Origin of the sequence: Spongiactinospora rosea, from assembly GCF_003315795.1 — a bacterium.
In the GTDB taxonomy this organism is placed as follows: domain Bacteria; phylum Actinomycetota; class Actinomycetes; order Streptosporangiales; family Streptosporangiaceae; genus Spongiactinospora; species Spongiactinospora rosea.
Genome location: NZ_QMEY01000024.1, coordinates 1 through 13,050, shown reverse-complemented (window position 1 = coordinate 13,050; position 13,050 = coordinate 1). Strand labels below are relative to the sequence as shown.

11 protein-coding genes and 3 tRNA genes are annotated in these 13,050 nt (G+C 70.4%); 8 read left to right on the top strand and 6 right to left on the bottom strand.

All coding sequences use genetic code 11. The annotated features are described in order from the left end of the window. Positions 1-24: 24 nt before the first annotated feature. Positions 25-672, bottom strand: a complete 648-nt coding sequence (locus DP939_RS35940) for a response regulator transcription factor (protein ID WP_113985297.1) — start codon at positions 670-672, stop codon at positions 25-27. Further along, positions 663-1,910: a sensor histidine kinase gene (locus tag DP939_RS35935; protein ID WP_113985296.1), complete on the bottom strand. Its 1,248-nt coding sequence runs from the start codon at positions 1,908-1,910 to the stop codon at positions 663-665. Before DP939_RS35935 ends, DP939_RS35940 begins: the two co-directional genes overlap by 10 nt. A gap of 194 nt (positions 1,911-2,104) precedes the next feature. Between DP939_RS35935 and DP939_RS35930 the strand changes: the two genes are divergently transcribed. From DP939_RS35930 to DP939_RS35920, 3 genes are all read left to right on the top strand, one after another. Beyond that, entirely contained in the window at positions 2,105-3,391 is a 1,287-nt protein-coding gene (locus tag DP939_RS35930) for an acyltransferase family protein (RefSeq protein ID WP_113985295.1), read from the top strand. 49 nt (positions 3,392-3,440) lie between these two features. Continuing rightward, positions 3,441-5,945, top strand: coding sequence for a DEAD/DEAH box helicase (locus DP939_RS35925; RefSeq protein ID WP_113985294.1), 2,505 nt, complete (start codon positions 3,441-3,443; stop codon positions 5,943-5,945). 181 nt (positions 5,946-6,126) lie between these two features. Then, positions 6,127-7,476: an esterase/lipase family protein gene (locus tag DP939_RS35920; RefSeq protein WP_113985293.1), complete on the top strand. Its 1,350-nt coding sequence runs from the start codon at positions 6,127-6,129 to the stop codon at positions 7,474-7,476. A gap of 19 nt (positions 7,477-7,495) precedes the next feature. On the opposite strand, the gene dusB is transcribed toward DP939_RS35920, so the two are convergent. Next, positions 7,496-8,620 carry a tRNA dihydrouridine synthase DusB gene (gene dusB / locus DP939_RS35915; protein ID WP_113985292.1) on the bottom strand — a complete coding sequence of 375 codons (1,125 nt, stop codon included), beginning with the start codon at positions 8,618-8,620 and terminating at the stop codon, positions 7,496-7,498. A 113-nt stretch (positions 8,621-8,733) separates the two neighbouring features. Between dusB and DP939_RS35910 the strand changes: the two genes are divergently transcribed. From DP939_RS35910 to DP939_RS35900, 3 genes are all read left to right on the top strand, one after another. After that, a tRNA-Gly gene (locus DP939_RS35910) sits at positions 8,734-8,806 on the top strand. Between the two features lie 33 nt (positions 8,807-8,839). Next, positions 8,840-8,910 (top strand) — tRNA-Cys (locus tag DP939_RS35905). Between the two features lie 23 nt (positions 8,911-8,933). Next, positions 8,934-9,008: transfer RNA gene (locus tag DP939_RS35900), tRNA-Val, on the top strand. A 593-nt stretch (positions 9,009-9,601) separates the two neighbouring features. On the opposite strand, the gene DP939_RS47255 is transcribed toward DP939_RS35900, so the two are convergent. Together DP939_RS47255 and DP939_RS35890 are read right to left on the bottom strand one after the other, a co-directional pair. After that, a complete protein-coding gene (locus tag DP939_RS47255; protein WP_199565642.1) occupies positions 9,602-9,823 on the bottom strand; it encodes a site-specific integrase in 222 nt (73 codons plus the stop codon). A gap of 204 nt (positions 9,824-10,027) precedes the next feature. Next, complete coding sequence (locus DP939_RS35890; protein WP_113985291.1) at positions 10,028-11,536, bottom strand: AfsR/SARP family transcriptional regulator; 1,509 nt, start codon at positions 11,534-11,536, stop codon at positions 10,028-10,030. Positions 11,537-11,780: 244 nt separating this feature from the next. Between DP939_RS35890 and DP939_RS47250 the strand changes: the two genes are divergently transcribed. Further along, positions 11,781-12,149, top strand: coding sequence for a hypothetical protein (locus tag DP939_RS47250; RefSeq protein ID WP_199565641.1), 369 nt, complete (start codon positions 11,781-11,783; stop codon positions 12,147-12,149). Between the two features lie 101 nt (positions 12,150-12,250). Here DP939_RS47250 and DP939_RS47245 read toward each other — a convergent pair whose 3' ends face one another. Then, entirely contained in the window at positions 12,251-12,589 is a 339-nt protein-coding gene (locus DP939_RS47245) for a hypothetical protein (protein ID WP_199565652.1), read from the bottom strand. Here DP939_RS47245 and DP939_RS49450 point away from each other — a divergent pair. Then, the gene (locus DP939_RS49450) at positions 12,545-12,700 is read left to right on the top strand and encodes a hypothetical protein (protein ID WP_225878712.1); all 156 of its coding nucleotides are present in this window, start codon (positions 12,545-12,547) and stop codon (positions 12,698-12,700) included. The genes DP939_RS47245 and DP939_RS49450 overlap by 45 nt on opposite strands. The last annotated feature ends 350 nt before the right edge of the window (positions 12,701-13,050 follow it).

The window sequence follows — 13,050 nt, the reverse complement described above, 5'->3', positions numbered from 1 at the left end:
CCGGGCCGGGCGCGGCGGGCCGCTTCAGGACCGCAGGTAGGCGAGCACGGCCAGCACCCTGCGATGCTGGTCGGTGTCCTCGGTGTGCAGGCCGAGCTTGGCGAAGATGCTGCGGATGTGCTTTTCCACCGCGCTGTCGGTGATGACGAGCTGCCGGCCGATGGCGGGATTGGACCTGCCCTCCGCCATCAGCCCCAGCACCTCGCGCTCGCGCGGGGTGAGCTGGGCCAGCGGGTCGTCACGGCGCCGCCGTACCATCAGCTGCGCCACCACCTCGGGGTCGAAGACCGTGCCGCCCCCGGCCACCCTGCGCAGCCCGGCGAGGAACTCATCGACGTCGATGACGCGGTCCTTGAGCAGGTATCCGACCGCGCCGCGGGCGTCGGCGAGAAGGTCGTCGGCATACGACACCTCCACGTACTGGGAAAGGATCAGCACCGGTGCGCCCGGTACCTGGCGACGCGCCTCCACCGCGGCCCGCAGTCCCTCGTCGCTGAAGCTCGGCGGCATCCGGACGTCGACCACGGAGACGTCGGGGCGGTGCTCGACGATGGCCTTGACCAGGCTCTCACCGTCGCTCACCGCCTCGACGACCTCGCAGCCGAACTCCTCCAGCAACCTGATCAGGCCCTCCCTGATCAGGACGGCGTCATCGGCCACAACTACCCGCACGGCACCTCCGCGACGATGAGCGTCGGCCCTCCGGGCGGCGACTCGACGGCGAAGTCGCCGTCGACCGCCCGCAGCCGGTCCGCCAGACCGGCCAGGCCATGTCCCTTGGCGACGTGTGCGCCGCCGACACCATCATCCCCGATCGTGAGGAGCAGCACGTCGCCGGTGCGGACGAGGGTGACCGTGCACAGCGTGGCGCGGCTGTGCTTGGCGACGTTGGTCAGGCTCTCGGCGACCACGAAGTAGATCGCGTTCTCCAGCGCCGCGGGGTAGCGCTCGGAGGTCTGCACGTCGATCTCCACCGGGATCGTGCAGCGGCCGGCCAGCGCCGCCAGGGCCGGGGCGAGCCCGCGGTCGGACAGGATCGGCGGGGCGATGCCCCTGGACAGGGCGCGCAGCTCGTCGAGGGTCTCCCTGGTGGCCAGGATCGCGTCCGACAGCGTGGTCTGCGCGGCGCCCGGGTCCTTGGTCATCTGCCGCTGGGCGCGGGACAGCTCCATCGCCAGGTGCACCAGCCGCTGCTGCGGGCCGTCGTGGATGTCGCGCTCCAGCCGCCGCAGCGCGCTGGCCTCGGCGGACACCGCGGCGGCACGCCCCTGCGCGAGGTCGTCGATGCGCTCCTGCAGCTCGGCCACGCCGGTCAGCAGGACCCTGCCGAGCCCGCCACGCAGCAGCGCCACCAAGCGCAGCGCGAAGGGCAGGGTGACGGCGGCGACCACGCCGATGGCGAAGTTGAGCCCGGCGTCCACGATGTAGATGTCGGGGAGGTTGAGCAGGTGGGCCAGGCCGTCGTTGTCGGGGATGTTGTGCAGGATCCACCCGTAGATCGGGTAGGTCAGCCCGGCGATGGCGAGGGCCCACCAGGCCACGGTGACCACGAAGCCGACGATGGCGAAGGGGAAGACCACGATCCCGAAGACCAGGTCGAGCCAGGACTGCCCGCTGGTGATCGGGTTGACGATGCGGCGCAGGGCTCCCGCGGTCTCGGGAGGGCGGGTGTAGCGGGGACGGGCCAGCGGCCGGCCGAGCACGTCGGGCAGCCAGTGCCGCTCGATGTCGGCGACCCCGCGGGCGATCAGCAGGGTGCCGCTGAGGATGGGCAGCCCGATCCACACGACCGCGGTGCCCACACCGGCGGCGAAGCCGACGAGCAGGAGGCAGAAGCCGACGATGGCGACGGGGAACCCGATCAGCAGGTACCTGGTGTCCACGCCGATCTGCTTGATGAGGGAGCGCATGCCCCCAACGCTACGAGTCCGGCGGCGTGACTTCGATCCCGGCGACTTCAGTTCCTGGGTGGGGCTAGCCCTACCCCTATCGGTGGTGCGGCGGCATCGAAAAGTGGGCAGATGGCATCACTGCGCCCGGCCCCCTCCAGGCGGGAGGCTCGATTCACTCTCCCCACCCTTCTCGTGGACGAATCGAGCAACACATGACCATCCTCCTGGATCCCCCGGAAACCTCCCTCCGCTCCCCGGCGCCCGCGCGCCGCCCCAAGGCGCGGCCCGCCGCGGAACGCCGGGACGTGTTCATCGACGCGCTGCGCGTCTTCGGGATCTCGGTCGTGGTGCTGGAGCACTGGAGCATGCCGCTGCTGTCCTACGACGGCGCGCGGGTCACCCCGGGCAACGCGCTGTCGGCCCCTGGGGCGTGGGTGCTGACCTGGATCATCCAGGTCATGCCGCTGGTCTTCTTCGCGGGCGGGGCGGCCAACTCGATCAGCTTCGGCCGGTTCACCGGCGCCCCCGCGGCCTGGCCCGCCGCCCGGCTGCGGCGGCTGGCCTGGCCGGTCCTGGCGCTGGCCGCGGTGTGGATACCGCTGCCGCACGTACTGCTCAGCATGGGCGTGCCCGCCCAGCCGGTCGAGCTGGGCGCCAAGCTGGTCGGTCAGCTGCTGTGGTTCCTGGCGGTCTACGTGATCGCGGTGGTGGTGACGCCGCTGATGGTCAAGGCCCACGAGCGGTACGGCTGGCTGGTGCCCGCCGCGCTCGCGGCCGGAGCGGCGGCGACCGACGTCGTCAGGTTCGCCTCCGGCCAGGAGTGGCTGGGCTACCCCAACATCGTCTTCGTGTGGCTGGCCGTCCACCAGGCCGGCGTGATGTACGCCGCCGGCCGGATCACCCGGCCCGCGCTGCTGGCCGTGGGCGGCTTCGGCGCGGCGGCCCTGCTGGTCGCCTTCGGCCCCTACCCGGGCAGCATGATCGGGATGCCCGGGGCCGGTACGTCCAACATGGCCCCGCCCAGCCTGGCCCTGCTCGCCGTGGCGGCCGGGCAGGTCGGCCTGGTGAACCTGCTGCGGCCGTGGATCGTGCGGCTGCCCTGGCGGCGGGTGCTCGGCTGGGCCTCCCCGCGGATGATGACCATCTACCTGTGGCACATGCCCGCGCTCATCATCGGCACCGGCCTGGTCGTGGTCGGGGCCGGGATCGACACCCCCGCGCCCGGCGGCCCCGCCTGGCTGGCCGGGTGGCCGCTGTGGCTGGGACTGCTCGGCGCGATCCTGTACGGCCTGTTGCGCTGCTTCGCCCGCTTCGAGCGGGTGCCCGCCCTGCCGTACGGGAAGACGGGCTGGACGGGCGCGCTCGTCTCGGCCGGACTGGTCGGGGCGGGCCTGCTGACCCTCACCGTCCGCGGTTTCGCCACGGGCCTCGCGCCGGTGCTCGCGCTCCTCGCCATCGTCGGCGGGCTGCTGCTCACCCTGCCCTCCGCCGATTCCTGACAACCCGGGCTTGCCGGAGTGGTCCGAACAGTGTGCGGGCTTCGGCAGTATGGGAGGTGTGAGCCTCATCGATTACCTCCCTGACGACATCGACGCCGAACCGGACGCGATCTACGACGCGTTCGCGGAATGGAACGCCGGGCGGGGGCTCACGCTCTACCCCCACCAGGAGGAGGCCCTGATCGAGGTCGTCTCCGGGAGCAACCTCATCCTTTCCACGCCGACCGGCTCGGGAAAGAGCCTGGTGGCGGCGGGCGCGCACTTCACCGCGCTGACCCGCGACCAGCGGACCTTCTACACCGCGCCGATCAAGGCGCTGGTCTCTGAGAAGTTCTTCGACCTGTGCGAGGTGTTCGGCACCGACAACGTCGGGATGATGACCGGCGACGCCAGCGTCAACGCGGGAGCGCCGATCATCTGCTGCACCGCCGAGATCCTCGCCAACGTGGCGCTGCGCGACGGCGCGGCGGCCGACATCGGCCAGGTCGTGATGGACGAGTTCCACTTCTACGCCGAGCCCGACCGGGGCTGGGCCTGGCAGGTGCCGCTGCTGGAGCTGCCCAAGGTGCAGTTCGTGCTGATGTCGGCGACGCTCGGCGACGTGCGCATGTTCGAGGAGGACCTCACCCGGCGCACCGGGCGGCCGACCGCGGTCGTCAAGAACGCCGAGCGGCCGGTCCCCCTGGTCTACTCCTACCGGCTCACCCCGCTGCACGAGACCCTTGAGGAGATGCTGTCCACCGGGCAGGCCCCCGTCTACGTGGTCCACTTCACCCAGGCCGCGGCGATGGAGCGGGCCCAGGCCCTGATGAGCATCAACATGGCGACCAAGGCGGAGAAGGAGTCGATCGCCGCCCTGATCGGCAACTTCCGCTTCACCACCAAGTTCGGCCGGGCGCTGTCCCGGCTGGTCCGCCACGGCATCGGCGTCCACCACGCGGGGATGCTGCCGAAGTACCGGCGGCTGGTCGAACGGCTCGCCCAGGCCGGGCTGCTGAAGGTCATCTGCGGTACCGACACCCTCGGCGTCGGCGTCAACGTCCCGATCCGCACGGTGCTGTTCACCGCGCTGTCGAAGTACGACGGCAACAAGGTGCGCCGGCTGCGCGCCCGCGAGTTCCACCAGATCGCCGGGCGGGCCGGACGCGCCGGGTTCGACACCATCGGGTACGTCGCCTGCGAGGCGCCCGAGCACGTCATCGAGAACGAGCGGGCGCTGGCCAAGATCGGAAACGACCCGAAGCGGCGGCGCGGCTACGCCAGGAAGAAGCCGCCGGAGGGCTTCGTGGGCTGGAGCGAGGAGACCTTCGAAAAGCTCCAGACCGCCGAGCCGGAGCCGCTCGGGTCCCGCTTCAAGGTCAGCAACGCCATGCTCCTCGCGGTCATCAACCGGCCGGGCGACTGCTTCGCGGCGATGAAGCACCTGCTCACCGACAACCACGAGGACCGCAAGTGGCAGCGGCGGCACATCAGCCAGGCCATCGCGATCTACCGGTCGCTGCTGGCGGGCGGCGTGGTCGAGCAGCTCGCCGAGCCCGACGAGCAGGGCCGCAGGGCCCGCCTCACCATCGACCTGCAGGAGGACTTCGCGCTCAACCAGGCGCTGTCCACCTTCGCGCTGGCCGCTTTCGACCTGCTGGACCGGGAGTCGCCGGCGTACGCGCTGGACATGGTCTCCATCGTCGAGTCCATCCTGGACGACCCGCGCCAGATCCTGTCCGCCCAGCTCAACAAGGCGCGGGCCGAGGCCGTGGCGCAGATGAAGGCCGACGGGATCGAGTACGAGGAGCGGATGGAGCGGCTGACGGAGGTCATGTACCCGATGCCGCTCGCCGACCTGCTGCTCGGCGCGTACGAGACCTACCGGCACGGCCACCCCTGGGTGGGCGACTACACGGTCAGCCCCAAGTCGGTGATCCGCGACATGTACGAGCGGGCGATGACCTTCACCGAGTACGTGCAGTTCTATGAGCTGGCCCGCTCGGAGGGCACGGTGCTGCGCTACCTGGCCGACGCCTACCGCACGCTGTCACGGACCATCCCCGAGCACCTGAAGACCGACGACCTGGTCGATCTCATCGAATGGCTCGGCGAGCTGGTCAGGCAGGTCGACTCCAGCCTGCTGGACGAGTGGGAGGCGCTGTCCAACCCGCAGGCCGCGCCGGCCGCGGCCCAGGAGCTGGAGGCCAAGCCGCGCCCGGTCACCGGCAACCCGCGGGCGTTTCGGGTGCTGGTGCGCAACGCGATGTTCCGGCTGGTGGAGCTGGCCGCGCTGGAGAAGGAGGACGAGCTCGCCGAGCTCGCCCCCGACGTCGACTGGACGGCGGCGCTGGACGCCTACTTCGCCGACCACGAGGAGATCCGCACCGACGCCGACGCCCGCGGCCCCGCGCTGCTCAAGATCACCGAGGAGAAGGAGTTCTGGCGGGTCAGGCAGACCGTCCACGACCCCGCCGACGACCACGACTGGGGCATCGACGCCCAGGTGGATCTCACGGCATCCGACGCCGAAGGCCGCGCGGTGCTGCACGTCACCGGGCTGACCCGGCTCTGAACTAGCGGCCCGCTCGAAGGCCGCTTGAGCCTATTCAGGCCATTTCAGTATGTAACCGACGGGCGAGGGGATTCGGTCGTGCGCGGCGGCCCGCCCGCGATGGATGCTTGGTGCCATGGTGGACTTCCGAGCAGGTGAGAGCGTACGGATCGGAGATCGATCGACCCTTACGAGCGTCGGTGTGACCGGCAGCGTCGAAGACGTTTCCATGGCCGGGGGCCGCGGCGCGGGCCCAGGGGCCCCCAAGTCCCTCACGGACGCGGCGGAGGCGGCCGGGCTGCGTGACCTCGGCAGGGACCACATGCTCACGGTGCGGAGCACCGCCCGCACGGCCGGCCGTCCCCGGGTGGTGATCGAACAGGACACCGCGCCGCCGCCCGGCGAGTACCGGGTCGCGCTCGCGGTCACCGTCGGCGACGACGAGTACGGCATGCTGACCTGGCACCCGATGGAACGCTCGGGCGCCGGGCGGTTCACGGTCGAACGCCCGTCGTGGAACACCGCGCGGGGCTGGGCCGGCGATCTGCTGGTCAAGGTCTTCGGGTTCACCATCGAGCAGGTGAGCGGCGACATCGCCGCACAGCTCGCCGCCCAGATCGAGCAGCGCAGCCACCGCTACCGGATGCGGGCCTGCCTGCCCGGCTCCTACGGCACCGACGTGGCCGACGACCTGCCCGGGTCGGCGTGGGCCGACCTGGTCGCCGACGGCGGCGAGCGCCGCACGCTGCTGATGCTGCACGGCGCCTTCGGCCGCTCGCACACCGCCTTCGGCGGGCTGCCCGCGGCCACGTTCGCCGAGCTGCACCGCGCCTACCAGGGGCGGGTGATCGCCTTCGACCACCACACGCTGATCCACGACCCCGCGGAGAACGTCCGCAGGCTCATCGCCCTGATCCCCGACGGCTCCGACCTGCGCTTCGACGTGCTCACCCACTCCAGGGGCGGCCTGGTCGCCCGCGAGCTGGTCCGCCAGAGCGCCACCGCCGACCTCGGGCGCAGGCGGGTGCGGATCGGCAAGGTGGTATTCGCGGGCACGCCCAACGCGGGCACCACGCTGGCCGACGCCGCCCGCCGTGACCAGTTGCTGGACCGGATGACCACGCTGCTGGCCGTGCTCGGCGGCGGCGCACCGGCCACCGAGGCGCTGGCCCTGGTGCTGGAGCTGGTCAAACTGGCCGCGGCCGGGGTCATGGCCGAGCTGCCCGGGCTGACCTCGATGGACCCGGGCGGGCCCTACCTGCGCGGGCTGGGCGCGACGCGGCCCGTACCGGGGGTGACCTACCACGCGGTGGGCTCGGACTTCGAGCCCTCCGGCGGGTCCATGCTGCTCCAGGACCTCGCCGCCGACCTGATCTTCGCCGCGGGCAACGACCTCATCGTGCCCTCGGAGGGCGTACGCGACCTCGGCTCCTCCGGCACCGTCGCGACCCGCGACGCCCTCATCCTCGTCCCCAAGGACGCGGTCCACCACAGCGCCTACTTCAGCCTGCCCAAGCCGTCCGCCCAGATCATGCGGTGGCTGCACCCCTGACCGGCCGCTCAAGGGCGGCTCAGCCGCCGGAGGTCTCCAGTTCGGCCCCCTGGGGCACCACGCCGTCGTAGGGGTCGTCGAGCCAGCCGTCGGGCAGGTGGACGCGCTCGCGCGGGCTGGACTTGCCGCGCGGCCCCTCCGCCCCGGCCGGCCACGGCTGGTCAGGGTCCAGCTCCGCCAGGTGGGCGCGCAACCCCTCCAGGGTCTCCGTGGTCGCCAGCGCCCTGCGCGTCTCCGCGCCGACGGTGAACCCCTTCAGGTACCACCCGATGTGCTTGCGGAAGTCGGCGATGGCGTGCGGTTCGCTGCCGAAGCACTCGACCAGCAGCGCGGCGTGCCTGGCCATGACGGCGGCCACCTCCCCCAGCGGCGGGCGCGCGGGCCGCAGCGCGCCCTCACCGGTCAGCGCCGCGGCGAGGTCGCGGAACAGCCACGGACGGCCCAGGCACCCGCGGCCCACCACGACGCCGTCGCAGCCGGTGGCGTCCATCATCCGCACGGCGTCGGCGGCGCTCCAGATGTCGCCGTTGCCCAGCACCGGGATCTCGGGCACCGCCTCCTTCAAGCGGGCGATGGCCGTCCAGTCGGCGACGCCACCGTAATGCTGCACCGCCGTACGCCCGTGCAGGGCCACCGCGGCCACCCCCTCGCCGACCGCGATGCGCCCGGCGTCCAGGTAGGTCAGATGGTCGTCGTCGATGCCCTTGCGCATCTTCATGGTGACCGGCAGCCGCCCGGCCCCCGCCACCGCCGCGCGCAGGATCGCGCGCAGCAGGTTGCGCTTGTACGGCAGCGCGGACCCCCCTCCGCGCCTGGTGACCTTGGGCACCGGGCAGCCGAAGTTGAGGTCGATGTGGTCGGCGAGGTCCTCGTCAGCGATCATCCGCGCGGCCCGCCCGACCACCTCGGGATCGACGCCGTAGAGCTGCACGCTGCGCGGGCTCTCCCCCGGCTCGAACCGGATCATCGCCAGCGTCTTGCGGTTGCGCTCCACCAGCCCGCGCGTGGTGATCATCTCCGAGACGTAGAGCCCGCCCCCCTGCTCACGGCACAACGTGCGGAACGCCGCGTTGGTGATCCCCGCCATCGGCGCGAGCACCACGGGCGGCCACACCCGCAACGGGCCGATTCGGAGCGCCTCCACCCGTCATTTCTACCCCATACGCGGTACACGGCCGTCCCGGCCCCTTCCCGGTTACGCACCGGCCCGGAAAACCCGCTAGAGTTTTCTCGTCGCCGGAAATCGGCGGCAGCACTGCGGACGTGGCTCAGCTGGTAGAGCATCACCTTGCCAAGGTGAGGGTCGCGGGTTCGAATCCCGTCGTCCGCTCGGAGAGGTCCCGTCACTACTGAGCCTCTGCTCGGTGGAGTGGCCGAGAGGCGAGGCAGCGGCCTGCAAAGCCGCGTACACGGGTTCAAATCCCGTCTCCACCTCGAAACAAAACGACGAAGACCTCGGGCGATTAGCTCAGTGGGAGAGCGCTACCTTGACACGGTAGAGGTCACTGGTTCAATCCCAGTATCGCCCACCACTATTTCCCCTGGCCACAGGCCCGGGGATCACACTTCCTAAGATCGTTGATCATGAGAACGGGAGCAGAACGGGAGCATGCCGCTCCCCGAAGATCATTTCCCGACCCTCCCGAGGGTAGGGGTCACCGCTCCCTCACCACCCAGTCGCGGGTGGAGTTCACCTGCCGGCCGGCAGCATCGGGACCACCCCCGGCTCATCGTTTCCCTCCCCCCTCGGACGGTCTTCGCCAGGCCGGCGTAGCGGCGTTGCAGCCCGCTGTTCAACCGCCGCCGCATCAGCTCGGTCACATGGCTGTACCGGCCCTGGACACCGCCCATCCGGCGCCCCATCCGCTCACACACGAGCACTTCAGGGACGTCCAGGTCGTCCAGCACCGTCTTGTGATGATGCCGCAGACCGTGAAACACCGCCCCGGCAACGACCGGCGGCACCGCCTCTCCTGCCGGTACGCCGGAGACCGGCATACCGGTGCCGGTGGCACCGCCCGGATGTCCGCCACAGACCGGGCGCCACACCCGGCGGGCAAAGTCGGACCGGCGCAACACCCCACCCTCCGGAGCGGAGAACACCACCTGCTCCTCATTCCCGTTGTCATCGATAGCGGCGGGCGAGCAGATCGACCAGGAAGGACGGCAGGTCGATCCTGCGGGCCGCAGCCGGGCTTTTCGGCGGCCCTCGCCACACCCGTCCCCCGACTTCACGCAACGCCAGCGGAGTGATCGCCAGGCGGCCCTGCTCCCTGACCACCAGCCGAAAGCCGCGGTAGTCGCCGGTTACCGGGGCGAAACAGCGCAGCAGCCGGACGCTGCGCATGGCGCCGATGTCGACAGCGGCATAACGCCGCCCAGCCAGCCGGGGCGGCTCTGGCGACCATGCGTTCCGGCTGGCCGGGAACGACCGCCAGGGGCTCACGGCCTTCCTGAGCGCGGACGCTCGGTCATTTGGCAGCCCGGCGTAGGAGAATGGGACTGTACAAGGAACACTGGACAGACCCTCGAACCGGAGCGAGCCCACCGGTCAGGGCTTGAGAAGTTGCTCGAAGTCCGTCACCTGTGTCCCGTGGCGGGAGTTCGACGCCTCCAGGACAGCCGACTTCAGGGAGTCGGTTCTCACATCCACAACGTCGCGTGGGGACGTGATACCCGGTGCCTGCTCATAGTTCCAGACGATGACGTCGAGAAAGACCGGCACTTCCAGCCGCCATCCCTGAAGCAGCAACACTTGGGCGATCGCCGGATAGGGCGTGCGGACCGGGTTGGCGAGCCAGGTCCGCAACGTGGTCTGCGGGACGCTGGAGTCCACGCCGGCTCGGCCCAACGCCTCGATGACGGCGGGGGCCAGCGGTGGCGCGTTCTGGTCCGGGTTCGTCTTGATCAGCTCGCTGTAGAGCCGCACCGCCTTGACGAGCATCGCCCGCGCGTCAGCTGATCTTCCGCCCCGGTCGAACTCCTGAGCCGCGACAAAGAGCTCCTGCGCGCGTTCGGCCGACAGGCCCGAGGGTGAACCGCTTTCCTTGCCTTGTTCACTGATGAGCCTCGACACGATCGGCGTGGACAGGGCGACCGCGGCCAGCACGGCGCGTCGGCGGGTCAGCCGTGACCGCGCCCGTCTGTGTGGCGTGTCGTCGATGCGGCCGGGCGACGGTGGTGGCGGTGGCGACGGTGGCGGTGGCGACGGTGGCGGCGGCGGCGGTGGCGGCGGTGGCGGCGGTGGCGGCGGCGGCGGCGGTGGCGGCGGCGGTTTGGCCGTGAAGGCCGGGTGATCCGGTGGTGGGTGGGGCAGTTCGCCGTGCAGGATGGCCTGGTGCAGGCCGCGTAGCTCGGGGCCGGGGTCGGCGCCCAGCTTGTCGGCAAGTCGCTGCCGGACGGCAGCGTAACGGTCAAGGGCTTCCGCGTCCCGCCCGGTCGCATGCAGCGCCCGCATGAGCACGGCTTCGAGGGGCTCGGCCAGTGGGTGCTCGGCGATGAGGTCGGGCACCGTGGTGATCAGCGCGGCGGGATGGCCGAGCTGGAGTTCGATCCGCGCCCAGTGCACCGCCGCCTCCAACTGTCGCTGGCGCCAGCTGTCGCGAACCTGCGCGGCCCATTCTCCCGGGATGCCGGCCAGCGGCGCTCCCCGCCACAAGCCCAATGCCTCGGCGAGTGCGGCGGCCCGAGCGCGGCCGTCACAACGTCGGTCGCTGCCTTGTTCGACCAGGTGCCGAAATCGGTGCAGATCCACCGACTCCGGGTCGAGGTCGAGTACGTAGCCGGCGTGTCGGCGCTCGATCCGCACTGGCGTTCCGCCGGTGGGAATCGCTGCCTGCGCCAGCAGCCGTCGGATTCGACTCAGGTGGGAATACAGCACGGCTCGGGGATCGGCAGGCGTGGCGTGGTCCCATACCCGGTCGATGAGAGTCTCGATCGCGACCGGTCTTCGCGCGTCGATGAGGAGTACGGCCAACACCGCCTGTTGTCGCGGCGTGCCCACGTCCAGCGGCTGGCCTGCCGACCACACTTCCAGCTCGCCGAATATCCGGAACTCCACGGATTCTCCAAAGTGATCGGCTGTGCACGGAAAAGGCGGTGCGAACCTGATACTGGCTGGTCCGCAAGGTCGCTGCAAGGTTGGGGAACAGGGTGCGATGGCATGGTGGATACCGCTGAGCCGATAGGCCCGGTTGGAGTGGCCTCAAGGGAGGAAGCAGTGCGCCTTTTCGCCATCGCGTCGATGGCGGTGGCCGCCGCAACCGCCGGGTGTTCATGTTGATTCGACAGATGCGGAGTTCTTCATGAACAAATTGCGGACGCTATCCGTGTTGTGCGCGGTCGCCGCTTTCGCGGTCTGCGGCACGGTGAGCGCGTCGACCGTGAACGCCGAACCCGCGGCGACGGGTGATCGGCAGGTGACGCCGGTGAGAGCCGACCAGGCCAATCCGAACTACATCGATCCCGACCGGGTCCTCACGGCGGCGGAGGGGATCGCGATCAAGAAGCGCGTCGCCGCGCTCAAGGCAGCACCGCAGTGGCGGTGGATGGGCAACTACGGCAACGTCTACGACCCAGTGACGGTCGCCAACGAACCACCTGTCTCCGGGGCAGGGGCGATCATGTTCGAGATCTTGGACAACGGCCTGATCCCGGCGTGGATGTACTACTGATTCCGGGCCGGTGACACCGCCGGATCAGCGCCGGTGGAGGGCTCCTGCCGTCGATCGCAGGAGCCCTCCACCGGAGGCCGCAGGTGCCGCGCGGGTGGCGGTCAGGTCACCTGCCCCAACGCGAACACTGAACCGCCCCGGGTTTGATGGAGACAGCGAGGACCCGGAAGGTTCCTGTTCATGGCTGCTTCCCGGAAATACCCGATGAACTCCGCGAGCGTGCGACGAGGCCGGCCCGTGGAGGCCGGTAAGGACCCTGCCACCCGTGACGGCGCGATCAGGCGTATCGCCGAGCTGGAACGTGAGGTGAAGGAACTGCGCCGGGCCAACGCGATCCTGAAGTCCGCGTCGGCTATACCGAACGCCTCGAACAGGCCGACGCCGTCGCCGAGTACATCGACTGGTTCAATCAGCGTCGTCTCCATGGTGAACTCGGCCATGTCCCGCCTGCTGAGTTCGAAGCCCTCCACGCAACGCCCGCCATCGCAGAACATGCACTCAAATCCATACCCGGGTTCGCCACCGGCTGGACCCACATCACCCTGTGTTGATCTCTCGGACGAATAATGGTGTTCCGGATAGTGCCTTTCCGGTTTACCGTCCCCTAATTCACCCTCTCTCCCCGAAAGGCTCGGCGGGCCTCTTTCCCTCGTGTGCGGATTTCCCTGCAGGGAATTCCGCAGGACCCTGGAGAAGCCTTCCCTGCGGGGAGCGGACACCCAAGGAGAAGCGATGCGGAAGACGACGACCCGCCGGGGAATCCCCCGCGCCGGTCTGGCCATCGCGCTGGCGCTGGTAGCCGGCGTACTGTCCCTCACCCCCCCGGCGGCTGCGGTCCCGGCGGACGCGGCCACCGCCACCGCCGCGGACCTGCCCTACGGGCCCCACACCTGCAAGCAGG

Coding starts and splice junctions, on each gene's coding strand:
- DP939_RS35935 (WP_113985296.1), bottom strand. CDS start 1,910: ATGCGCTCCCTCATCAAGCAGATCGGCGTGGACACCAGGTACCTGCTG.
- DP939_RS35930 (WP_113985295.1), top strand. CDS start 2,105: ATGACCATCCTCCTGGATCCCCCGGAAACCTCCCTCCGCTCCCCGGCG.
- DP939_RS35925 (WP_113985294.1), top strand. CDS start 3,441: ATGGGAGGTGTGAGCCTCATCGATTACCTCCCTGACGACATCGACGCC.
- DP939_RS47255 (WP_199565642.1), bottom strand. CDS start 9,823: ATGCGCAGCGTCCGGCTGCTGCGCTGTTTCGCCCCGGTAACCGGCGAC.
- DP939_RS47250 (WP_199565641.1), top strand. CDS start 11,781: ATGAACAAATTGCGGACGCTATCCGTGTTGTGCGCGGTCGCCGCTTTC.
- DP939_RS47245 (WP_199565652.1), bottom strand. CDS start 12,589: ATGGCCGAGTTCACCATGGAGACGACGCTGATTGAACCAGTCGATGTA.